The sequence below is a fragment of the Cetobacterium sp. genome (genome assembly GCF_048470075.1).
GTDB lineage: Bacteria > Fusobacteriota > Fusobacteriia > Fusobacteriales > Fusobacteriaceae > Cetobacterium_A.
Window position 1 is genome coordinate 1 of the sequence record NZ_DBGBQB010000257.1, and the last position, 22,557, is coordinate 22,557.

The 22,557-nt window shown below is 32.8% G+C and carries 22 protein-coding genes; 19 read left to right on the top strand and 3 right to left on the bottom strand.

Annotated elements, in window-relative coordinates:
• The 16 genes from recF to ACMOUI_RS09315 form a co-directional block, all read left to right on the top strand.
• Nucleotides 1–866, top strand: an 866-nt coding sequence (gene recF / locus ACMOUI_RS09240; protein WP_418965410.1) for a DNA replication/repair protein RecF, incomplete at its 5' end; no start/stop codon positions are given.
• Nucleotides 844–1,395 (top strand): DUF721 domain-containing protein, encoded by a 552-nt coding sequence (locus tag ACMOUI_RS09245; RefSeq protein ID WP_418965411.1) that lies wholly within the window; start codon nucleotides 844–846, stop codon nucleotides 1,393–1,395. The genes recF and ACMOUI_RS09245, both read left to right, overlap by 23 nt.
• Entirely contained in the window at nucleotides 1,382–3,292 is a 1,911-nt protein-coding gene (gene gyrB, locus ACMOUI_RS09250; RefSeq protein ID WP_418965412.1) for a DNA topoisomerase (ATP-hydrolyzing) subunit B, read from the top strand. Before ACMOUI_RS09245 ends, gyrB begins: the two co-directional genes overlap by 14 nt.
• Before the next feature lie 47 nt (nucleotides 3,293–3,339).
• Nucleotides 3,340–5,793 (top strand): DNA gyrase subunit A, encoded by a 2,454-nt coding sequence (gyrA, locus tag ACMOUI_RS09255; protein WP_418965413.1) that lies wholly within the window; start codon nucleotides 3,340–3,342, stop codon nucleotides 5,791–5,793.
• A gap of 23 nt (nucleotides 5,794–5,816) precedes the next feature.
• The gene (locus tag ACMOUI_RS09260; protein ID WP_418965414.1) at nucleotides 5,817–6,590 is read left to right on the top strand and encodes a hypothetical protein; all 774 of its coding nucleotides are present in this window, start codon (nucleotides 5,817–5,819) and stop codon (nucleotides 6,588–6,590) included.
• A gap of 4 nt (nucleotides 6,591–6,594) precedes the next feature.
• Nucleotides 6,595–7,056: a metallophosphoesterase family protein gene (locus ACMOUI_RS09265; protein WP_418965415.1), complete on the top strand. Its 462-nt coding sequence runs from the start codon at nucleotides 6,595–6,597 to the stop codon at nucleotides 7,054–7,056.
• A gap of 26 nt (nucleotides 7,057–7,082) precedes the next feature.
• Nucleotides 7,083–8,099: a phenylalanine--tRNA ligase subunit alpha gene (gene pheS / locus ACMOUI_RS09270; protein ID WP_418965416.1), complete on the top strand. Its 1,017-nt coding sequence runs from the start codon at nucleotides 7,083–7,085 to the stop codon at nucleotides 8,097–8,099.
• A gap of 16 nt (nucleotides 8,100–8,115) precedes the next feature.
• Complete coding sequence (gene pheT / locus ACMOUI_RS09275; RefSeq protein WP_418965417.1) at nucleotides 8,116–10,509, top strand: phenylalanine--tRNA ligase subunit beta; 2,394 nt, start codon at nucleotides 8,116–8,118, stop codon at nucleotides 10,507–10,509.
• A 29-nt stretch (nucleotides 10,510–10,538) separates the two neighbouring features.
• A complete protein-coding gene (locus tag ACMOUI_RS09280) occupies nucleotides 10,539–11,747 on the top strand; it encodes an L-serine ammonia-lyase (RefSeq protein WP_418965418.1) in 1,209 nt (402 codons plus the stop codon).
• 68 nt (nucleotides 11,748–11,815) lie between these two features.
• The gene (gene pth, locus ACMOUI_RS09285) at nucleotides 11,816–12,382 is read left to right on the top strand and encodes an aminoacyl-tRNA hydrolase (protein ID WP_418965419.1); all 567 of its coding nucleotides are present in this window, start codon (nucleotides 11,816–11,818) and stop codon (nucleotides 12,380–12,382) included.
• Between the two features lie 105 nt (nucleotides 12,383–12,487).
• Nucleotides 12,488–13,798 carry an electron transport complex subunit RsxC gene (rsxC, locus tag ACMOUI_RS09290; protein WP_418965420.1) on the top strand — a complete coding sequence of 437 codons (1,311 nt, stop codon included), beginning with the start codon at nucleotides 12,488–12,490 and terminating at the stop codon, nucleotides 13,796–13,798.
• A gap of 10 nt (nucleotides 13,799–13,808) precedes the next feature.
• Nucleotides 13,809–14,741, top strand: coding sequence for an RnfABCDGE type electron transport complex subunit D (locus tag ACMOUI_RS09295; RefSeq protein ID WP_418965421.1), 933 nt, complete (start codon nucleotides 13,809–13,811; stop codon nucleotides 14,739–14,741).
• Nucleotides 14,741–15,280 (top strand): RnfABCDGE type electron transport complex subunit G, encoded by a 540-nt coding sequence (locus tag ACMOUI_RS09300; protein WP_418965422.1) that lies wholly within the window; start codon nucleotides 14,741–14,743, stop codon nucleotides 15,278–15,280. The genes ACMOUI_RS09295 and ACMOUI_RS09300 overlap by 1 nt, the downstream gene beginning before the upstream one ends.
• Complete coding sequence (locus ACMOUI_RS09305) at nucleotides 15,280–15,888, top strand: RnfABCDGE type electron transport complex subunit E (RefSeq protein ID WP_418965423.1); 609 nt, start codon at nucleotides 15,280–15,282, stop codon at nucleotides 15,886–15,888. Before ACMOUI_RS09300 ends, ACMOUI_RS09305 begins: the two co-directional genes overlap by 1 nt.
• Nucleotides 15,889–15,890: 2 nt before the next feature.
• Nucleotides 15,891–16,475, top strand: a complete 585-nt coding sequence (rsxA, locus tag ACMOUI_RS09310; protein ID WP_418965424.1) for an electron transport complex subunit RsxA — start codon at nucleotides 15,891–15,893, stop codon at nucleotides 16,473–16,475.
• A 15-nt stretch (nucleotides 16,476–16,490) separates the two neighbouring features.
• Complete coding sequence (locus ACMOUI_RS09315) at nucleotides 16,491–17,486, top strand: RnfABCDGE type electron transport complex subunit B (RefSeq protein ID WP_418965425.1); 996 nt, start codon at nucleotides 16,491–16,493, stop codon at nucleotides 17,484–17,486.
• Nucleotides 17,487–17,516: 30 nt separating this feature from the next.
• On the opposite strand, the gene ACMOUI_RS09320 is transcribed toward ACMOUI_RS09315, so the two are convergent.
• Entirely contained in the window at nucleotides 17,517–17,894 is a 378-nt protein-coding gene (locus ACMOUI_RS09320; protein ID WP_418965426.1) for a RidA family protein, read from the bottom strand.
• 352 nt (nucleotides 17,895–18,246) lie between these two features.
• Here ACMOUI_RS09320 and ACMOUI_RS09325 point away from each other — a divergent pair, with 352 nt between their 5' ends.
• The 3 genes from ACMOUI_RS09325 (at nucleotide 18,247) to ACMOUI_RS09335 (ending at nucleotide 22,139) form a co-directional block, all read left to right on the top strand.
• On the top strand, nucleotides 18,247–19,260 hold the full coding sequence (locus ACMOUI_RS09325) for a PTS sugar transporter subunit IIC (RefSeq protein WP_418965427.1): 1,014 nt from the start codon (nucleotides 18,247–18,249) through the stop codon (nucleotides 19,258–19,260).
• 116 nt (nucleotides 19,261–19,376) lie between these two features.
• Nucleotides 19,377–20,681, top strand: a complete 1,305-nt coding sequence (locus tag ACMOUI_RS09330; protein WP_418965428.1) for a Na+/H+ antiporter NhaC family protein — start codon at nucleotides 19,377–19,379, stop codon at nucleotides 20,679–20,681.
• A 15-nt stretch (nucleotides 20,682–20,696) separates the two neighbouring features.
• Nucleotides 20,697–22,139, top strand: a complete 1,443-nt coding sequence (locus ACMOUI_RS09335) for a flippase (protein WP_418965429.1) — start codon at nucleotides 20,697–20,699, stop codon at nucleotides 22,137–22,139.
• An 11-nt stretch (nucleotides 22,140–22,150) separates the two neighbouring features.
• On the opposite strand, the gene ACMOUI_RS09340 is transcribed toward ACMOUI_RS09335, so the two are convergent.
• Nucleotides 22,151–22,429: a DUF2325 domain-containing protein gene (locus ACMOUI_RS09340; RefSeq protein WP_418965430.1), complete on the bottom strand. Its 279-nt coding sequence runs from the start codon at nucleotides 22,427–22,429 to the stop codon at nucleotides 22,151–22,153.
• Between the two features lie 14 nt (nucleotides 22,430–22,443).
• Nucleotides 22,444–22,557: DUF2023 family protein (locus ACMOUI_RS09345; RefSeq protein ID WP_418965431.1), on the bottom strand; the 114-nt coding region annotated here is incomplete at its 5' end.

Here is a 22,557-nt window from a genome sequence, read left to right on the forward strand (position 1 = left end):
CTGAAAAAACTTTAAGTGTAAAAATCGATAAAAAACATAAAGAGTATAAATATAATGGAAAAAAAACCTCTTTTGATGAATTCTATGGAAAAGTTAATGTGGTAACATTTATTCCAGAGGATATAGAGTTGATAGTGGGAAGTCCCAGTTTTAGAAGAAGTTTTTTTGATGGAGAGATAGCCCAAAGCAACTATGAGTATTTTAAAAATTTAAAAGACTATAATAAACTCTTAAAAATCAGAAATAAGTATTTAAAAGACAAAAATATTAAAGATGAGATGTTTTTAATTTATGAAGAGGAATTTATTAAGCTAGCAGCCAAAGTGATGCTAAAGAGAGTAGAGTATGTAAAAAACATTTCAATAATATTAAATTTAAATTATCGAAAACTTTTTGATGATAAGAAAGAATTAGGATTAAAATATGAAAGTATTATTAATGAGTATAAAGGAATAACTCTTACCAAATTAGAGGAAAGTCTAAGGGAAAAAATTGAAGGATTGAGATATCAAGAGTTACGTTATGGGTATTCGTTGGTAGGACCTCAAAGAGATGATTTTAAATTTCTCTTAAATGAAAAAGAGGCAAAATCATACTCCTCTCAAGGGGAGAAAAAGTCTATAATATTTTCTTTAAAGCTTTCAGAAATTGATATGGTAATAAAAGAAAAGAGAGAAACACCTATTTTTTTGATAGATGATATATCTTCATATTTTGATTCTATAAGAAAAGAGAGCATTATAAATTACTTAAAAAAAAGAGAGTTACAAGTTTTCATTAGTTCTACAACTGATTTAAATATAGAATCTAAAAACTTTAGGGTTGATAAAGGGGAGATTCAAGATGGACATCATGAATGTAAGTGAAGCAGTGGAAGAGGCTATTGTAAAAAGTAGAAAGTTAAAAGAGGGAATAATAAGAGGACATTGGAGAGAAATTGTTGAAAAACTTTCTAAAAAAAGTGAACCTCTTTGGATTAAAGAGGGGATTCTATACGTGTTGGTTGAGGATAGTATATACCTTCATCATATGTCTATGAACAAAAATAAATATTTAAAGAGAATACAGGAAATTTTAAAAAAGGATTATGTGAAAGATATACGATTTAAAGTTTCAAAAGTTCAAAATTGTGACTATATAGATTTTATAGAGAAAAGTTCTAATGAAGAGAAGAAAGAGGAGTTTATCTCGGAACTTAAAGATTTGAGTTTAGAGGAAAAAATAGGCATTTTAAAAAAGAAGTCAAAAGAGAGAGAAGATGCCTTGAGATTAAAAGGGTATAAGAAATGTGATATTTGTGGAATGATGTTTTTTGGAGAAGGGAGCAGTTGTAAACCGTGTTCTTTAAAAAATATTGCAGATAAGATATTGGAGGATGGAGATGACAACAAATAATTATCAAGCAGAAAATATTACAGTTTTAGAAGGATTAGAAGCTGTAAGAAAAAGACCTGGAATGTATATAGGAACAACTTCAGAGAGAGGTTTACATCACCTGGTATGGGAGATTGTAGATAACTCAGTGGATGAGGCATTAGCAGGATACGCAACAAAAATAGAAGTATCAATACTACCGGATAATATAATAGAGGTTGTAGATAATGGAAGAGGAATACCAGTAGATATACATCCAAAATATGGAAAATCGGCATTGGAGATAGTATTAACAGTTCTTCACGCAGGAGGAAAATTTGAAAACAATAACTATAAAGTTTCTGGAGGACTTCATGGAGTTGGAGTATCAGTAGTTAACGCTCTTTCTGAGTGGACAGAGGTTATAGTTAGAAAAGCTGGTAAGGTTTATTACCAAAAATATAATAGAGGTGTACCTGAAAAAGATGTTGCAGAGATCGGTGTAGCAGAGGATAGTGGAACAACAGTTAGATTTAAAGCTGACTATGAAATCTTTGAAACATTGGTATATAGTTTTTCAACTTTAGAGACAAGATTAAGAGAGTTAGCTTACTTAAATAAAGGTCTTACAATAGTTTTATCTGATTTAAGAAAAGAGCCTGCAAAAGTTGTTAATTTAGAGTTTGAAGGTGGAATTTTAGACTATATAAAAGAGATTGAGAAGGATAGCGTAGCTATAATAAAAACACCTTTTTATATGAGTGGAGAGGTTGATAATGTCTCAGTGGAAATAGCTATGACATATAATACAAATCAGAGAGAAACAATATACTCTTTTGTTAACAATATAAATACACATGAGGGCGGAACTCATGTAAGTGGATTTAGAACTGCATTGACAAGAGTGGTAAATGATTTAGGTAAGAGTACTGGACTTTTAAAGGATAAGGATGGAAAATTACAAGGTTCAGATATAAGAGAGGGATTAACTGCAATTGTTTCTGTAAAGGTTCCACAACCACAGTTTGAGGGACAGACAAAAACTAAGTTAGGAAATAGTGAAGTTACTGGTATTGTTTCAACAGTTGCTGGAGCACAGATAAAGATGTATTTAGAAGATGCTCCCAATGATTTAAAAGTTATAGTTGAAAAGATACTAAATTCAAAAAGAGCGAGAGAAGCTGCTCAAAGAGCAAGAGAGTTAGTTCTTAGAAAATCAGCTTTAGACATTGGATCTTTACCTGGAAAATTAGCGGATTGTTCTTCAAAAAATCCAGATGAATGTGAAGTATATATTGTTGAGGGAGATTCAGCAGGAGGATCAGCAAAACAGGGAAGAGATAGATCTTTCCAAGCTATTTTACCACTGAGAGGTAAAATACTAAACGTAGAGAAGGCTGGATTACATAAAGCGCTAGAAAATGCTGAAATAAGAGCCATGGTTACAGCTTTTGGAACTAGTATTGGAGATAACTTCAATATAGAGAAAAGAAGATATGGAAAAATAATAATAATGACAGACGCGGACGTGGATGGAGCACATATAAGAACTCTAATATTAACATTCCTTTACAGATATATGGTGGATTTAATTCACAATGGAAATGTTTTTATAGCTCAACCACCGCTATTTAAGATAACTCAAGGTAGAGCGGTATCCTATGCTTATACAGACAGACAGTTAAAGGATATAATAACAGGGCTTGAAGGTGAGGATAAAAAATATACTCTTCAAAGATATAAAGGATTAGGAGAGATGAATCCAGGACAGCTTTGGGAAACAACTATGGATCCAGATACAAGAACTTTATTAAAAGTTACAATAGATGATGCAAGAGAAGCAGATATTTTATTTGATAAACTAATGGGAGATAAAGTAGAGCCAAGAAGAGAGTTTATCGAAGAGCATGCGGAATTTGTAAAAAATCTGGATATATAAATGTATATACACAGTAATAAAAATAATGTTCTAGGAGGAAAAGAATAATGTCTAATGTGAATAATAGATATATAGAGGAAGAGTTAAAGCAATCCTATCTAGATTACTCTATGAGTGTAATAGTTAGTAGAGCATTACCAGATGTAAGAGATGGATTGAAACCAGTACATAGAAGAATTTTATTTGCTATGAATGAAATGGGAATGACAAGTGATAAACCATATAAAAAATCTGCAAGAATTGTTGGAGAGGTTTTAGGTAAATATCATCCACATGGAGATTCGGCAGTTTATAATACAATGGTTAGAATGGCACAAAATTTTGCATATAGATATGAGCTTGTGGATGGTCATGGAAACTTTGGTTCTATTGACGGAGACTCAGCGGCAGCAATGAGATATACTGAGGCCAGAATGGCAAAAATAAGTAATGAGTTATTGGAGGATATTGATAAGGACACAATAGACTTTAGAAAAAACTTTGATGATTCATTGGATGAGCCTGTGGTATTGCCAGCAAAACTTCCAAACCTATTACTAAATGGGGCAACTGGAATTGCGGTAGGAATGGCAACAAATATTCCCCCACATAATTTAGGGGAGGTTGTAGATGGAATATTAGCTCTAATTGATAATAGAGAGATTACACCAGTGCAATTAATGGAGTATATAAAAGGTCCAGATTTCCCAACAGGAGCAATAATTGATGGGGAAGCAGGGATATATGATGCATATACAACTGGTAGAGGAAGAGTTAGAGTTAGAGGAAAAATTGAGATAGAAGAGGGAAAAAACGGTAGAGAAAGTCTAATAATAAAGGAGATTCCTTATCAGTTAAATAAAGCTTCTTTAATTGAAAAAATAGCTAACTTAGTTAAAGAGAAAAAAATAGTTGGGATATCAGATTTAAGAGATGAATCAGATAGAGATGGAATTAGAGTAGTAATTGAGTTAAAAAAAGGTGAGGAGTCAGAGCTGATTTTAAACTCATTATATAAATATACAGAGCTTCAAACAACATTTGGAATAATTATGTTAGCACTTGTTAACAATGTTCCAAGAGTATTGAATTTAAAAGAGATTTTAGATGAATACTTAAAACATAGATTTGAAGTTATAACTAGAAGAACAAAGTTTAACTTAAATAAAGCTGAAAAAAGAGATCATATATTAAAAGGATTTATAATAGCTCTTGAAAATATAGATAGAGTTATAGAGATTGTTAGAGGGTCTGCTGATGGTAATGCAGCGAGAGTGGCATTAATCGATAAGTATGGATTCAGTGAAGAGCAAGCTAAAGCGATATTAGATATGAGACTGCAGAGATTGACAGGGCTTGAAAGAGATAAAATCGACAGAGAGCATGAGGATTTAAAAGCTTTAATTGTTGAATTAAATGAGATTTTAGCAGATGATAATAGAATCTATGAGATCATAAAAGATGAGTTAAATGAGATAAAAAATAGATATGATGATCCAAGAAGAACGACAATTGAAAAAGAGAGATTAGAGATCAGACCTGAGGATTTAATAAAGGATGATAGCGTTCTTGTTACTGTAACTAACAGAGGATACGTAAAGAGAATGGAGCTAGATAAGTATAAAGCTCAAAAAAGAGGTGGAAAGGGAGTTTCAACTCAAAACACTATTGAAGATGACTTTGTTGAAAGAATGGAAGTTATGTCAAATCTGGATACAATGATGATCTTCACAGATAAAGGCAGAGTTTTCCACTTAAAAGTCTATCAGATCCCAGAATCTTCAAAGCAGGCTAGAGGAAGACTTATAGGAAACTTGATCAAATTAAAGGAAGATGAGAAAGTTAGAGAAATAATAAAAATAAGAGAGTTTAGCCAAGATAAAGAGCTTGTATTTGTAACTAGAGATGGAATGGTTAAAAAGACAAATTTAAGCGAGTATAAAAATATAAATACTGCTGGATTAAAGGCGATTAAACTAAGAGATGGTGACGATATAATATTTGTTGGAATCTTACCAATTGACTCTAAAGAACAGATATTCTTAGCAACAAAATTGGGACACTCAATAAGATTCTCTAAGGATGATGTAAGAGCTACAGGAAGAGATACAAGTGGGGTAAAAGGAATCTCACTTAGAGCAAAGGATAAAGTAATTTCGGCACTGTTGATAGATGACGCAGCAAATGAAACTATTCTAACTATAACTGAGAATGGATATGGAAAAAGAACGAGAGTGGACGAGTATCCATTACAATCTAGAAGTGGAAAAGGTGTTATAAATATAAGATGCAGTGATAAAAATGGAGAGGTTGTAGCAGTTAAACCTGTAAAGGATGAGGAGGAGTTAATGGTAATAACATCTTCTGGAATTGTTATAAGAACTTCAGTAAATCAAATCTCAATAATTGGAAGAGCAACTCAAGGTGTAAAAATTATGAGAGTAAATGAATCTGAGTCTGAAAAAGTTGTATCGATAGCAAGTTTTAAAGAGGATGAAGAGGAAGAAGCAACTCAAGAGTAATTTAGTCTATAGGAGGAGTTATTATGAAAAAAGTTTTAGTTGTATTTGGAGAAGGATCAAAAAAAAATGTGTTAATAGATAGCGCTATATTTTTTAAGGAGAAATTTGGATACGAGATAGTCCCTTTATATGTTAAAGATGTTAGAAGGGACGAGATTATACCAGCAACAATGGATGGAATGATAGTAAACTTGAGTAATAACTCCTTTTCACAGGAAAGAGATGCCTATGAAGAAGAGGAAGTTAAGCACTTACAAGACAAACTTAAAGTGAGAGGAGTATACTCTAGACTAAATGTGGAATTTGGTTTTCCTTGGGATATAATAAAAGAGTATATGAAACTTGCAGATCTACTAATTTTTGAAAAGGGAGAGGCTCTGTCAGAATCAGCGATAACTGTTTTAAAGAATCACTTTAAACCTATAGTTATGATTGGAGAGAAAGCTATAACCTCTTTAGATAAGGTTGGTATTTCAAGTGATGATGGAGTAAAAATAAATAAGAGTGTATTCTCTTTTATAAATATTTTTCCAGAGATAAAAAACTTTGAAATGTTAACTCTTCTTTATGAGATAGAGGAAAACTCTTTATTGAGATATTTAAAAAGTAAAGAGAAAGTTGTAGATTGGAAAAACTTTAATGGTGCATCAGCAAAAGAGGATTACTTAAAAGAGGTCAATAAATTGGACCTTTTAATAATGGGAAATCTAAGCAGAGGGTACTTCTTTGAAAAGATAACTGGAAAAAAAGGGTTAAATATTATGGAAAAATCTGAGACATCAATATTTATAGGGTAGAGGAATGAAATTATTAATAATTACAGATTCTCATGGAAACATGGTTAAAATTTATGATATAATAACACAAGAAAATCCTGATATAGTAATATGGACAGGGGATCATAGTTGGGATGGTGAGGAGTGTTCCTATGCCTTCCCAAATATAAAGTTTTATATTGTTAGAGGAAATTGTGATGTTTTTGATAGAAAATTTAATGATAATGAGATAGTAGAGATCAATGAAGTGAAAATACTGATAACACATGGACACCTTTATAATGTAAAAAGAGAGATGCATACATTAGAGACAATAGCTGAAAAATATAAAGTGAATGCTGTTTGTTTTGGACATACTCATATCCCTTACTGTGAGGAGAAAAATGGAATAAAATATTTTAATCCAGGAGCTTTAAAGGATAATAGATACGGAGTATTGACGATAAAGGACAAAGAGTTAACTTTTAATTATAAAGATATAAAATAATAAAGCCTTGTTTTAGGAGGAAACAGATGAAAAATAAGCTGAATGCTTTGAGGGATGATGCTAGTTTAAATATCCAAAAAGCAGAAACACTACAAGAGATTGATGAAATTAGAGTTAAGTATTTAGGGAAAAAAGGTGAGTTTACTGAGATCTCTAAATCAATGAGAGATCTATCGCCAGAGGAGAGACCTGCTTTTGGACAGATGGTAAATGATGTTAAAAGCGTTATAACAACTTTAATTGAAGAGAAAACAAATGAAATTAAAGAAAAAGTGAAAAAAGAACAATTGAAATCTGAAACATTAGATATATCTTTACCAGGAAGAGAGGTTTCAACTGGTGGATTACATCCAATAACAGAGACTATGAACTTCTTAAAAAATATATTTGTGGAGATGGGGTTTGACGTAGCTGAAGGGCCAGAGGTAGAGTTTACATCATATAATTTCGATGCGTTAAATATTCCAGAAACACATCCATCAAGAGATTTACAAGATACATTTTATATGGGTGAGAATGTTGTTTTAAGAACACATACATCTCCAGTTCAAGCTAGATATATGGAAAAACATCAGCCACCATTCAGAATGGTTTGCCCAGGTAAAGTTTATAGAAATGACTATGATATATCTCATACACCAATGTTCCATCAGATGGAAGGGTTAATGGTGGGTCCTGAGGTATCATTTGCCAACTTAAAAGCTATGTTAGAACAGTTTGTAACAAGAGTTTTCGGTGAAACAAAAGTTAGATTTAGACCACACTTTTTCCCATTTACAGAGCCAAGTGCTGAGATGGATGTACAGTGTGTTATCTGTAAAGGTGAGGGTTGTAGACTTTGTAAACACAGTGGATGGTTAGAAATAATGGGATGTGGAATGGTTGATCCAGCTGTGTTGGAAGCCGTGGGATATGACCCAGAGGAAGTATCAGGATTTGCATTTGGAATGGGAATAGAGAGAATAACAATGCTAAGATATGGTATTGATGATTTAAGAGCGTTCTTTGAAAATGATGTAAGATTCCTAAAGCAATTTAAATAAAAGGTGGAGGCATATAATGTTAATTTCGTTGGATTGGTTGAAGCAATATGTCGATATAAAAGAGGACATAAAAGAGCTAGAAAATACTCTGACTATGATAGGTCAAGAGGTTGAAGCAATAGATGAGCAGGGAAAAGACTTAGCAAAAGTTGTTATAGGTCAGATAACGGAGTATGGAAAACATCCTGAAGCTGAAAAGTTAACTCTTTTAAAAGTTAATATTGGAGCGGAGGAGGAACTTCAAATAGTATGTGGAGCTCCTAATCATAAACTTGGTGATAAAGTTGTTGTAGCTACAATTGGAGCGGTTTTACCTGGAGATTTTAAAATAAAGAAGAGTAAAATAAGAGGTGTTGAATCTCAAGGAATGCTTTGCTCTGAGGTTGAGCTTGGACTTGGAAATGATGGAGATGGAATTATAATTCTTCCAGAGGATGCTCCATTAGGTGTTGAGTATAGAGCTTATAAAAAATTAAATGATGTTATATTTGAATTGGAAATAACACCAAATAGACCAGATTGTTTATCTTATATTGGAATAGCAAGAGAGATTGCAGCTTACTATGGTAGAAAAATAAAATGGCCTGAGTTTGAATCTAAAAAGATTATAGAGAGCATTAATACTGGTCATATAGATGTTAGAATAGAGGATAAAGAGAGATGTAAAAGATTCTCTGGAAAAGTTATAAAAAACATAAAGGTAGAGGAGTCTCCTGAGTGGTTAAAAAACAGACTACTTTCTATGGGATTAAAGCCTATAAATAATGTTGTAGATGCTACAAACTACATATTATTTGAATGTAACCAACCTTTACATGCCTATGATTTAACAAAGATTGCTGATAGAAAAATCATTGTTAGAAAAGCTGCTGAGGGAGAGAAAATAGTAACATTAGATGGAGCTGAAAGAGAGTTAAATAGAGAAGAGCTTGTTATAGCAGATGCTGAAAAGCCTTTAGGAATAGCTGGAATAATGGGTGGAGAATCTAGTAAAGTAACAGAGGAAACAACAGAGATTTTCCTAGAGTGTGCATATTTCACTCCAGATAATATCAGAAGAACATCAAAGGAGCTTGGATTATCAAGTGACTCTTCATATAGATTTGAAAGAGGATTGGATATAGAAAATACTGTTGAAGTTTTAGAAAGAGCGGCAGATTTAATATCTCAATTAACAGGTGGAGAGATTTTAGAAGGATATATCGATAAATATATCGAGAAGTATGAGAAAATAGAGATCCCTTTAAACATTGAAAAATTAAGAAAGTTTATGGGAAAAAATATTGAGATTGATGTAGTTGGAAAAATTCTTACAAACTTAGGAATTAAAATAAAAACATTAAACTCTACTACAATAATAGCAACGCCACCATCTTATAGAGGAGATTTGACTAGAACAGCAGATCTTTATGAAGAGATTATAAGAATGTATGGTTTTGATAATATAGAAAACAAGATGCCAGAGGAGAATATAAGACCTGGTGTAAAAGATTCAATGACAGTTGTTGTTGATGAGGCTAAGGAGATATTGGCAAAATTAGGATTACAAGAGGTAATAAACTATAGCTTTATATCAAGAGATGCTATAAAAATGCTGGGAATAACAGAGCCAACTTTAGAGATAACAAATCCTATAAGTGATGATATGGCTGTTATGAGACCAACTTTAGTATATAGTTTATTAACAAATGTAAGAGATAATTTAAATAGAAATCAAAATGGTTTAAAATTCTTTGAAGTATCAAGAGTATTTACTTCTAAAGAGGATGGATTAGCAAATGAGACATTGAGAGCTTCAATTGCTCTAGCTGGAAAATCTTTCAAAACTTTATGGGATCCAAAACCAGAGGCAATGGATTTTTACACACTAAAAGGTTTTGTAGAAAAATTTCTAGAGTATATGGGAGTGACAAGATATCAACTAGATAGATCAGAGGATAACAACTTCCATCCAGGAAGAAGTGCTGATATAAGAATAGGAAAAGTTAAAATAGGAACTTTTGGAGAGATTCACCCAGAGTTAGCTGAAAATATGGACATTAAAAGAGAGAGAGCTTATGTAGCTGAACTTGATTTAACTACTCTACTTAATTACAGAGCTAAAAAAGTTAAATATGAGAGAATTGTAAAATATCCTGAAGTTACTAGAGACTTAGCAGTTGTTTTAGATAGAGATGTACTGGTTGGAAAGATGTTAGAAGACATTAAAAAGTCATCAAATCTAATTGAGAGTGTTGCTATATTTGACGTTTACCAAGGAGAGAAGATAGAGGCTGACAAAAAATCAGTTGCTATAAGCATCGTTATGAGAAAAAAAGATGGAACTCTTGAGGAAAACGATATCAATATAACTGTTGATAAAATCTTAAAATTAATAGCTAAAAACTATAATGGAGAGATTAGACAGTAAAATTTTTAATTAAAAGTTCAGGAGGAAAAATGGATTCACTAAGAGAATTATTTAAGGTCGGAAATGGACCATCAAGCTCTCACACAATGGGGCCAGAGAGAGCGGCAAAAAGATTTAAGGCAGAAAACCCGGAAGCAGCAAGTTTTAGAGTTGAGTTATACGGATCACTTGCACTTACAGGAAAAGGACATTTAACTGACTATATAATAATAGAAACGTTAAAACCTAAATCTACAGAAATAGTATGGATGCCAGAGTATGTTCATCCGTATCACACTAACGGAATGAAGTTTATCGCTTTAGATAAGGATGGAAATGAGTTAAATTCTTGGTTGGTATTCTCTGTTGGTGGAGGAACAATCATGGAAGAAGGACAACAAAGACAGGGTGGATCAAGAGTTTATTCTTTTGGAACAATGGCAGAGATAATGTCATGGTGTGAAAAAAATAAAAAAGAGTTATGGGAATTTGTTACTGAAAATGAAGGGGAATCAATTTGGTATTTCTTAGACCAAATAAGAACTGCTTTAGAAGCATCAGTTCAATCAGGACTTTCTAAAAATGGTATTTTACCAGGAACTATCAGATTACAAAGAAGAGCTCAATCGTTCTACAGAAAAGCAAGAAATGATAAATCTAGAGGTGGATTTGTTGGAAGAATATTCGCTTATACACTAGCTGTATCAGAGGAGAACGGAGGAGGAGGTAGAGTTGTTACTGCCCCTACTTGTGGAGCTGCTGGAGTAATTCCTGGATTAATGTATGCATTAAAAGAGGAGTATAACTTATCAAATGATGAGGTATTAAAAGGTCTTGCAATAGCGGGATTAATAGGTAATATAATAAAAGAAAATGCTACTATCTCAGGAGCAGAAGGTGGATGTCAAGCAGAGGTTGGATCAGCTTGTGCAATGGCAGCAGCAATGGCATGTTTCATATTAGGTGGATCATTAGAGCAGATCGAATATGCAGCAGAGATGGCATTAGAGCACCACTTAGGATTAACATGCGACCCAGTTGGAGGATATGTTCAAATACCTTGTATTGAGAGAAACGCAGCAGCGGCTGTTAGAGCATTAGATGCAGCTCAATACGCTCTATACACAGATGGAAAGCACAGCATTTCATTTGACCAAGTTGTAAAGACAATGGGAGAGACAGGAAGAGACTTAAAAGAGGAGTATAAAGAAACTTCTCTAGGAGGACTTGCAAAATACCAGTTTGATGGAAATTGCTAATAAAACCTTTTGAAAGAGAGAATCTTAGATTCTCTCTTTCTTTATAGTTTAGATATTTAGGAGGAAAAATGAAATTAATAGTAGGATTGGGAAATCCAGGAAAAGAGTATGAAAGAACGAGACACAATGTTGGATTTGATATAATTGATGAGTTTGCAGAGAAAAAGGGATTTAACTCTTTTAAGGATAAGTTTCAAGGGTTAATAACTGAAAAAACGATAGATGGGGAAAAGGTTATCCTATTAAAACCGCAAACTTATATGAATTTAAGTGGAAACTCAATAGTTCAAGTGGTTAAATTTTACAAGATAGATCCAGCTACTGACCTAATAGTGGTTTATGATGATATGGATTTACCTCTGGGGAAGTTAAGAGTAAAAGTTAATGGAAGCGCAGGAGGACACAATGGAATAAAATCTATAATCTCCCATTTAGGTCAAGACTTTATAAGAGTAAAATGTGGGATTGGAAAAGCTAAAAGTAAGGATGAAAATATAAATTTTGTACTGGGTAGGTTTACAAAAGAGGAGTCAGAGATTGTAGATCCAATGTTTTCGACCGTTAATTCATTGTTGGAAGATGTATTGAAAAACATACAAATAGATAAAATTATGCAGAAATATAACAAAAAGTAACACAAAAAAGCAAAAAAATAGTTCAAAAAAGTTGTTAAATATAAATAAATATGTTATTCTAACAATGGAATATAGTTTGTTAACTACAAAGGAGGGAATATTTTTATGAAATTCTTCGGATTCAAAGGGGGAGTACATCCACCTGAAAATAAGATCCAAACAGAAAATCAAGCTGTGGAGATTTTAGCTGCACCAAAGATGATTTTCATCCCACTTCTTCAGCATATAGGGGTTCCTTTAACGCCATGTGTAGAGGTTGGAGAAAGAGTTTTAAAGGGGCAGATAATAGCTGATTCAGAAGCTTTCTTATCAGTACCTGTACATGCAACAGTAAGTGGTATAGTAAAAAAAATTGAAAACTTACCATTTCCATTGATGGGAAATGTGCAAACAATTGTAATTGAGAATGATGAGAAAGAGGAATGGATCACTTTAGAGAAGTTACCAGAATGGAAAAACTCAACTAAAGAGGAGCTATTAGGGATAATTAGAGCAAAGGGAATAGTGGGACTTGGAGGAGCAGCATTTCCAACTCATATAAAATTAAATCCACCATCTGATGTAAAAATAGATACGTTACTATTAAATGGTGCTGAGTGTGAACCATATTTAAACTCTGATAACAGAGTTATGATAGAGGAATCAGCAAAAGTTGTTGAGGGTATAAAAATAATGAAGCATATCTTAAAAGTGGATAGTGCTGTTATTGGAATTGAAGATAATAAATTAGAAGCCATAGAGATTATGAAAAAAGCATGCCAAGGAACAGATATAGAGGTTATGCCATTAAAAACTATGTATCCACAGGGTGGAGAGAAGTCTTTAATAAAAGCAATTTTAAATAGAGAGGTTCCATCTGGGAAGTTACCATCAGCAGTGGGAGTAGTTGTAAATAATACAACAACAGCAGCCGCTATATATGATGCAGTTGTAAATGGGTTACCATTGATAGATAAGGTTGTAACAGTTACTGGAAAGGGTATAAAGGAACCTAAAAATTTAAAAGCGGTTATAGGAACTCCTATTTCAGCACTTTTAGAGAGTTGTGGTTATAATGAGGAGAATGTGGAGAAAATAGTTATGGGTGGACCTATGATGGGTATGGCCCAGTTAACTTTAGAAGTTCCAGTGATCAAGGGAACATCTGGATTATTGGCTTTAACAAGAGAGGAAACAAATTATTGTAAACCTAAGGCTTGCATAGGGTGTGGAAAGTGTGTTGACGCATGTCCAATGTCTTTAGAACCTATAATGTATGCTAGATTAGCTGAATTTTCACAGTGGGAAGAGATGGCAAAATACAACTTAATGGACTGTATTGAGTGCGGTTCTTGTGCTTATATTTGTCCAGCTAATAGACCGCTAACAGAAGCAATAAAAATTGGAAAAGCTAAACTTAGAACAATGAAAAAGTAGGAGGAAGAAAGTGGCAAAAATTTTAAAAATGGGGCCATCGCCTCATATAAGAACTAAGGAAACTGTTGATGATGTAATGTATGATGTAATAATAGCATTATTACCAGCACTTTTAGCAGCATGCTATTTTTTTGGAATTAGAGCAATAGTGGTTACAGCTGTATCAATCTTATCTTGTATGGTAACAGAGTTTGTATGCCAAAAATTAATGAAACAGGATGTTCAAATCTTTGATGGAAGTGCTATTATAACTGGAATTTTATATGCTTTTGTAATACCGCCATATATGTCTTTAGTATATGTTGTAATTGGAGCAGTTGTTTCAATTGCTTTAGGAAAAATGGTATTTGGTGGACTGGGGCATAACATATTTAATCCGGCTTTAGTGGGAAGAGCTTTTGTACAAGCTTCTTGGCCAGTTGCAATAACAACATTTATGTATGATGATGTAGGTGGAGCTACTCTTTTAGATGCTATGAAGAGAGGGATGTCAACTGATATAGCTCTAATTGAAAATGGAAACATATATTTAAACACATTTATCGGTAGAATGGGTGGATGTTTAGGAGAGACATCAGCTTTAGCACTACTTATAGGTGGACTTTATTTAATATATAAAAAGCAGATTGACTGGAAAGTACCAGTGATAATGATAGGAACTGTATTTGTAGGTTCTCTTATAGCTGGGGCTAATCCAGTTTTACATATTTTTTCTGGTGGTCTATTTTTAGGAGCATTTTTCATGGCAACAGATATGGTAACATCTCCACATACACCAAAGGGAAGAGCGATATTCGCATTTGGAATAGGAGTTTTAGTATCTTTAATAAGATTTAAAGGTGGTTACCCAGAGGGTGTGGCATATTCAATACTAATAATGAATGGATTTGTGCCTTTAATCAATAGATATACAAGCCCTAAAAAGTTTGGGGAGGTGAAGTAATGGAGAAAAATAGATTTATACACTATGGTTTAGTTCTAACTCTAATTGCTTCAATTTCAGCAGGAATTTTATCTGTAGTTAATGGAGCTACTCAGAAAGTTATAAAGGAAAATGAAAAAGCGGCAGTAAATGCAGCTAGAATAATGGTTTTACCAAAGGCTGTATCATTTGATGAGAACGCCACTGTAAAGGTGGATGAGTTAGAGTTTATTCCAGGAAATGGTTCAAATGGAAAACCAGTAGGTTATGTTGTAACGGTTTCTCAACCTGGATATGCTGCAAATATAGATTTTGTATTGGGTATTGATAGAAGAGGAAGAGTTACAGGATTAAATATAATAGGAAGCCAAGAAACACCGGGATTAGGATCAAAAATATTGGATCCAGAGTGGCAAAAGAAGGCTATTGGAAAGGATGCTTCTTATGAGTTTAATAAATCAGCAGATGGATTCGCAGGGGCTACAATATCACCAAATGCTGTTTATACAGGGATAAAAAGAGCTCTTAACAGCTTTAATAGTGGGGTGAATAAAAAATAATGGCAAAGTCAAATAGAGAGATATTATTAAATGGAATAATAAAAGAAAACCCAGTATTTGTGCTTTTACTTGGACTATGTCCAACACTTGGAGTTACATCATCTTCAATAAATGGTATGGCTATGGGACTTGCAACAATGTCGGTAATAGTTTGTTCTAATATGTTGATATCTATGATAAAAAGCTTTATTCCAGATAAAGTTAGAATACCGGCATTTATTATGGTTATAGCATCTCTAGTAACAATAGTAGAGATGGTTATGAAGGCATATGTTCCAGAATTATATAAAGTTTTAGGATTATTTATACCTCTGATTGTTGTTAACTGTATAGTACTTGGTAGAGCGGAAAGTTTTGCTTCAAAAAATACAGTGTTTAAATCAATATTAGATGGAATTGGAGCGGGTCTAGGATTTACATTGGCACTAACTCTTTTAGGAACTATAAGAGAAATTTTAGGAAATGGAACTGCGTTTGGTATCTCTGTTACACCAGCTTCATTTACACCAGCTTTAATATTTATATTAGCACCTGGAGCATTTATAACAATTGGATTTATAATCGCTACTCAGAACTATATTAAAGCGAAAAAGAGTGGGGTGAAATAAAGATGGATTTTGCAAAAATTTTCAGTTTAATAGTAACAGCAATTTTTATTCAAAATATAATATTTGCTAAGTTTTTAGGAATTTGTCCATTTATGGGAGTTTCTAAAAAAGTTGAGTCATCAATAGGAATGGGAATGGCTGTAACTTTTGTTATGTCATTGGCTTCAGGAGTTACATGGACAATTTATAACTATTTATTGGTACCATTACACTTAGAATATCTACAAACAATAGCCTTTATATTAATAATAGCTTCATTGGTACAATTTGTTGAAATGGCAATTCAAAAGACTTCGCCAAACTTATATAAAGCTCTTGGTGTTTTCTTACCGCTTATAACAACAAACTGTGCTGTACTAGGAATTGCTATTTTAAATATTCAACAGGAGTATAATTTTATAGAATCAGTAATAAATGGAGCTGCAGTAGCAATTGGATTTACACTGGCTCTAGTACTGTTGGCAGGAATAAGAGAAAGAATAGAATATGCGGCTATTCCAGGACCATTTAAAGGAGTTCCAATCGCGTTTATTTCAGCAGGACTTTTAGCAATGGCTTTCATGGGATTCAGCGGAATGCAAATATAGATTGGAGGTAGGTTAATGGAATCAATATTATTTCCTGTTTTATCATTGGGAGGAACAGGGTTAGCAATGGGACTATTTTTAGCCTATGCTTCTAAGAAGTTTGAGGTTAAAGTTGATGAGAAAGTAGAAGCTATTCAAGGGATACTTCCAGGAATAAATTGTGGAGCTTGTGGTTATCCAGGGTGCTCTGGATATGCAGAAGCAATAGCTTTAAATGGAGCGGAGATGACATCATGTTCACCTGGAGGACCAGCAGTAGCAGCAGAAATAGCAAAAGTTATGGGAGCTACAGTTGATGTATCAGGACCTAAAATGGTAGCAAAGTTACTATGTCAAGGTGACTGTACAAAGACAAGTAAAACATATGAGTTTGAGGGAGAGTTAACAACTTGTGCTGCAATAAATCTATATGCAGGTGGAGATAAATCTTGTAAATATGGTTGTTTAGGATATGGGGATTGTGCTAAGGTTTGCCCAGTGAATGCAATTACAGTTACAGAAAAAGGTATTGTAAGTATAGATGAAGAGAAGTGTATATCTTGTAAAAAATGTGTAGCTACATGTCCAAAAAGATTGATTGAGATGTTGCCGACAAATAAAAGAGTAACAGTTAGCTGCATGTCAAGAGATAAGGGTGTTGTAGCAAGAAAAGCTTGTACAGCGGCATGTATAGCGTGTGGGCTTTGTCAAAAAGCTTGTCCAGTAGGTGCGATTGAAATCAAAAATAATGTGGCAAGAATAGATCCAGAAAAGTGTGTAGAGTGTGGATTATGTGCTGTAAAATGTCCAACTAAGGCTATTAATAGTGAAGTTAAAGAGATAAAAAAAGCTGAAATAATAGAGGAGAAATGTATAGGATGTACAGCATGTGCTAGAGTTTGTCCAGTTAAATGTATAGAGGGAGAGGTTAAACAAAAGCATAAAATTGATCAATCAAAATGTATTGGTTGTCAGTTATGTTATGATAAGTGTAAATTCTCAGCTATAAAAATAAATATTCAAAATCTATAAAAAAAGATGAGGGAAACCTCATCTTTTTTACTATTTTACAGCGATAACTTCGATTTCAACTTTAACGTCTCTAGGTAATCTAGCAACTTCAACACAAGCTCTAGCAGGCTTTACCTCTCCTAAATACTCAGCATATACTTCGTTGATAGCAGCAAAATCGTTCATATCTTTAATGAAAACACCAGCTTTAACAACATCATTTAAAGAATATCCAGCTTCCTCTAAGATAGCTTTAACATTCTCTAAAGATTGTCTAGTTTGCTCTTTAACATCCTCAGATACAACAGTCATAGTTTCAGGAACGAATGGAATCTGTCCAGAAACATAAAGAGTTCCGTTCACTTCAATCGCTTGAGAATATGGTCCAATAGCTGCAGGAGCTTTGGCAGTGTTAATAACTTTCTTCATTATAAATACCTCCCAATTAAATTTAGTTTTAGATAGTTAAATTCTAACATAAAACTATTACATACACAACCTACAAAATATTAATTTAAGGGAGGGTTAAAACTATTAAATGTGAAAAAAGTAACTATTTTTCATAAAAAAATGTTTTTGCAGCATTAATGAAAGTCTCTACAATGTAAAGTATATGTTAAATGTGTTAAACATATATTGAATTGTTTTAAAAATAAACATAAAAATAAAAAAAACACTTTACTTTTTGTAAAAAGTAGAGTATAATGACTCCTGTGAGAAAAAAAGTCAAAATTGATGTATTGTTATTTTTTTAACAAGCATATCAAAGGAAAGAGGGAAAATGGAATTATTAAAAGGTACAGTATTATTATTATTGGTTTTAGCATTCTTTACTGGATTTAGTTTAAAAGCACCAAAAGGAATGAAAGCTATGGGTGCTCTAGCAGGAGCAGCAACAGCAAGTTTCCTAGTAGAAGCTTTCCAATTATATGTTGGTGGAGATCTTTTAGGAATTAAGTTTTTAGGAGAGGTTGGAGCGTCAGCAGGATCAATGGGAGGAGTTGCAGCAGCAATTTTAGTACCATTAGCATTAGGTGTAAGCCCTGTTTATGCAGTTATGTTAGGTGTAGTTTGTGGAGGAATGGGAATCATCCCTGGATTTATCGCCGGATACGTAATGTCATTCATTATTCCTAAATTAGAAGAGAAAATCCCTGATGGATTAGATTTAATTGTAATTATTTGTTTAGCAGCACCTTTAGGAAGAGGAATAGCACAGTTTGTTTCTCCTGGAGTTACATTTGCTTTACAAACAATTGGAGATATAATTATAGCGGCTCAATCAGCTAGTCCATATGTAATGGCATTTATCTTAGGAGGAGTTATAACAGTAGTTGCAACAGCTCCAATAAGTTCAATGGCATTGACAGCAATGTTAGGATTAACTGGTTTACCAATGGCAATTGGAGCATTATCAGTAATGGCTTCATCATTCATGAACTTCGTATTCTTTGATAGAATGAAGTTTGGAGATAGATCAACAACAATCGCTGTTGCTATTGAGCCATTAACTCAAGCAGATATAATCTCTGCAAACCCAATCCCAGTATTCGCTACTAACTTTATTGGTGGAGGAATCGCTGGTATGATCGTTAACTACTTTGGATTAATTAACAATGCTACAGGAACAGCAACACCAATCGCTGGTTTCGCAGTAATGTTTGGATTTAACCCTGCTAAAGAGGTATTGATAACAGCTGGATTATGTGCAGTTGCAGGTATCTTAACAGGATATGTAGGATCAATTGTATTTAAAAACTATAAGATTAAAACTGTTTCTGAAATAAGAGGATAATAGTTTATTTAGAGAGGTTCCAGTTCTGCTGGAACTTTTTTTATTAAAAATTTGATAAAAAATAAAAAATGATGTATACTCGTAAAAATGTATAAAAAATAAAAGGGGGCAAAAAAATGAGTACAGAAAGGAAAGGAAACTTTAAGGGATTGATTCCATTTTTAGTTTTCATTGGATTTTATTTAGGTAGTGGAGTAGTTTTAGATTCCATGGGCGTAGAGTTAGCATTTTATCAATTACCTGCTCCAGTGGCAATTTTTCCAGGGATAGTTGTAGCATTTTTACTATTTAAAGGCAGTATAAAAGAGAAGTTTGAAACTTTCTTAGAAGGGTGTGGTCATCAGGATATTATAACAATGTGTATAATCTATTTGCTGGCAGGTGGATTTGCAATTGTATCTAAAGCTATGGGAGGAGTTGATTCCACTGTTAACCTGGGATTGACATATGTGCCCTCTCACTATATAGCACCTGGATTGTTTGTGATAGCTGGATTTATTTCAACAGCCACAGGAACATCTGTGGGGTCTATTGTATCTTTAGCCCCAATAGCTGTTGGATTAGCTGAAAAAAGTGGTGTTTCAATGCCTTTAGTTTTAGCGGCTCTAATGGGTGGAGCAATGTTTGGAGATAACCTTTCAATAATATCTGATACGACAATAGCGGCTACAAGAACTCAGGGCGTTGAGATGAAAGATAAGTTTAGAGTAAATATAAAAATTGCAGCACCAGCAGCGATTTTAACATTGATCCTACTGATAGTTTTTGGTAAGCCAGATATCGCTCCTGAAACTGGAGTATACGCTTTTAATGTTATAAAAGTATTACCTTATATATTTGTATTGACTCTGTCCTTAATTGGAGTGAATGTTTTTGTTGTATTAACAGCTGGAATTGCACTGTCAGGAGCTATTGGATTATTTTATGGAGATTTTACTTGGTTAGGATATGCCAAAGAGATCTACAATGGATTTACAGGGATGACTGAGATATTTTTACTATCTCTTTTAACAGGTGGTCTAGCTGCACTGGTTACTAAAGCTGGTGGAGTTGACTGGATAATGAATGCAATTGAAAAAAGAATAAAGGGAGTTAAGAGTGCTCAAATGGGAATGGCCCTTTTGGTGACTCTAACGGATATGGCTGTTGCTAATAACACTGTATCAATAATAATAAATGGACCAATAGCTAAAAAAATATCTGATAGATATGGAGTGGATCCTAAAAAGAGTGCATCTGTATTGGATATATTTTCATGTATAGCTCAGGGTGCTATTCCATATGGAGCTCAAATGCTTATAATGTTGAGTTTTGCAGGAGGTAAAGTTTCACCATTTGATATAATACCTCTATTGTGGTATCAAATGATATTAGCTATATTTACAATAGGATATATTATATATAATCCAAAAGAATCATAAGAGGGAAGATGTTAAATGTCAGTTTCTAAAAATTATCTTTATAATGTTCTACTTATAATAAGTAACACAATTTTTCCTATAATAACATTCCCCTATATTTCCAGAATATTGATGCCAGAGTATCTGGGTAAAGTGTATTTTGTACAGGGTGTTATAGCTTATTTTTTAATACTTTCGGTACTGGGAGCTCCAAACTATGGTATAAAAGAGTTATCTAAAGCCAAAGGTGTCGGTGATTGGTTAGAGTTTAAAAAAATATTTACTGAACTATTCATAATGACAATCTTAAGTAGCGTGGGTTCTTTAATACTTCTATTGGTAACAGTTCAAATGTATGGAAAGTTTTATCAGGAAAAATTATTGTTTTATATTTTTGCAATTCAAGTTTTATTTGAATGCTTCCATATAAATCATTTTTTTATTGTTATGGAAAATCATAAAAGAAGACTTATAAGATCCTTTACAATAAGGATTTTATCTTTAGGATTTCTATTTTATTTTATAAAGACTCCAAGTGATTACTATCTATATGCACTACTTCTAGTTATTCCAGAGGTATTGGCAAGAGTTATAGATGTGTTCAGTGTGAGAAAATACTTCTATTTTAAAGATTTAAATTTTAAAAGACATACAAATAGTATGTTGATAATATTTTTGTATATATTTACAATAGGAATATATGGAAGTATCGATACAACAATGTTAGGGATTATGATAAATGACACTGAAGTTGGTCTGTATACAGCAGCAGTTAAGATGTATAAAATGGTTATTCCTGTGATATTGACACTGGGAACAGTTTTATCCCCTAGAATAATTGGAGCAATAAAAAGAAAAGAGAAAGAGAATATCTATAAAAATATGGATGTCTTTATAGATTACTGTTTTATTGTTGGAGTTCCAGCTATGTTATTGATGATGTTATTAGCTAGAGAGTTTACGCTATTATTTTCGGGACCTGATTTTAGAGGTGCGATAGAAACTATGATAATAATGTCTCCATGCATAGGTTTTTTAGCATTGGGAACTTTTATTGGTGGACAGGTGATGTTACCGAATGATTTGGAAAAAGATATATTGATAATCTCCATATTTGGAGTGTTTTTAAACATAGGATTAAACTACTTTTTAATTCCAGCCTATCTAAGAAATGGAGCAGCTTTAGCCACTTTAATCACTGAAATAATAGTAGCTCTAATAAAAATTCATAAGATGAAGAGACTGTATAGTGACTATAAGATATTGACAAAAGATAGAGTGTTAACAGTTTTTATAGGATTTATAATAGCTTATGGACTATATTTAGAGATTGGTTATATTAGAGAGCTAGGAAATTTAATAACTTTGATAACTGTACCTATAGTATATGGAGTTTTATATTTTTTATTGTTAATTATATTAAAAAACAAAAGGGTTTTAAGTTGGATTGGATTTATAAAAAAAAGATTGCATGTGTAGTGCAATCTTTTTTACTTATACATCTTATCTAAGTTTTCCTTTAGTTTTGAGATACTATTATTATTTAAATGAACAATTGGAATATTTTGAGTTTTACAAACCTTATTACAGTTGTTCAAAAGATTATGACTTACTAAGTTAGTAAAAATTATGCACATTTCACAATTTTTAATTTTTTTACAAAAATTTGGACATTGAGTGTTATAAACTTTTCCCTTTAAATTATAGGTTTTTAATAACTCTAAATACTCTCTTTCTCCTCTTTTTAAACCCCCAACAATAGCAATCATTTTTCTCTCCTCCTTTATGAAACTTTTATATTTTCTTTATTTTTAAACTGGATGTATCGATCACACTGTTTTTTTCTGTCATATCCTAACATGATTCCCAAAATAAAATCCTCTTCTGCAGTATACTC

Excerpts from the sequence above, each read along its gene's own strand:
- ACMOUI_RS09280 (WP_418965418.1), top strand. The coding sequence starts at position 10,539 with ATGGATTCACTAAGAGAATTATTTAAGGTCGGAAATGGACCATCAAGC.
- ACMOUI_RS09245 (WP_418965411.1), top strand. The coding sequence starts at position 844 with ATGGACATCATGAATGTAAGTGAAGCAGTGGAAGAGGCTATTGTAAAA.
- gyrA (WP_418965413.1), top strand. The coding sequence starts at position 3,340 with ATGTCTAATGTGAATAATAGATATATAGAGGAAGAGTTAAAGCAATCC.
- ACMOUI_RS09315 (WP_418965425.1), top strand. The coding sequence starts at position 16,491 with ATGGAATCAATATTATTTCCTGTTTTATCATTGGGAGGAACAGGGTTA.
- pth (WP_418965419.1), top strand. The coding sequence starts at position 11,816 with ATGAAATTAATAGTAGGATTGGGAAATCCAGGAAAAGAGTATGAAAGA.
- ACMOUI_RS09320 (WP_418965426.1), bottom strand. The coding sequence starts at position 17,894 with ATGAAGAAAGTTATTAACACTGCCAAAGCTCCTGCAGCTATTGGACCA.
- ACMOUI_RS09265 (WP_418965415.1), top strand. The coding sequence starts at position 6,595 with ATGAAATTATTAATAATTACAGATTCTCATGGAAACATGGTTAAAATT.
- ACMOUI_RS09330 (WP_418965428.1), top strand. The coding sequence starts at position 19,377 with ATGAGTACAGAAAGGAAAGGAAACTTTAAGGGATTGATTCCATTTTTA.
- ACMOUI_RS09325 (WP_418965427.1), top strand. The coding sequence starts at position 18,247 with ATGGAATTATTAAAAGGTACAGTATTATTATTATTGGTTTTAGCATTC.
- rsxA (WP_418965424.1), top strand. The coding sequence starts at position 15,891 with ATGGATTTTGCAAAAATTTTCAGTTTAATAGTAACAGCAATTTTTATT.
- ACMOUI_RS09340 (WP_418965430.1), bottom strand. The coding sequence starts at position 22,429 with ATGATTGCTATTGTTGGGGGTTTAAAAAGAGGAGAAAGAGAGTATTTA.
- ACMOUI_RS09300 (WP_418965422.1), top strand. The coding sequence starts at position 14,741 with ATGGAGAAAAATAGATTTATACACTATGGTTTAGTTCTAACTCTAATT.
- gyrB (WP_418965412.1), top strand. The coding sequence starts at position 1,382 with ATGACAACAAATAATTATCAAGCAGAAAATATTACAGTTTTAGAAGGA.
- ACMOUI_RS09335 (WP_418965429.1), top strand. The coding sequence starts at position 20,697 with ATGTCAGTTTCTAAAAATTATCTTTATAATGTTCTACTTATAATAAGT.
- ACMOUI_RS09260 (WP_418965414.1), top strand. The coding sequence starts at position 5,817 with ATGAAAAAAGTTTTAGTTGTATTTGGAGAAGGATCAAAAAAAAATGTG.
- pheS (WP_418965416.1), top strand. The coding sequence starts at position 7,083 with ATGAAAAATAAGCTGAATGCTTTGAGGGATGATGCTAGTTTAAATATC.
- rsxC (WP_418965420.1), top strand. The coding sequence starts at position 12,488 with ATGAAATTCTTCGGATTCAAAGGGGGAGTACATCCACCTGAAAATAAG.
- ACMOUI_RS09305 (WP_418965423.1), top strand. The coding sequence starts at position 15,280 with ATGGCAAAGTCAAATAGAGAGATATTATTAAATGGAATAATAAAAGAA.
- pheT (WP_418965417.1), top strand. The coding sequence starts at position 8,116 with ATGTTAATTTCGTTGGATTGGTTGAAGCAATATGTCGATATAAAAGAG.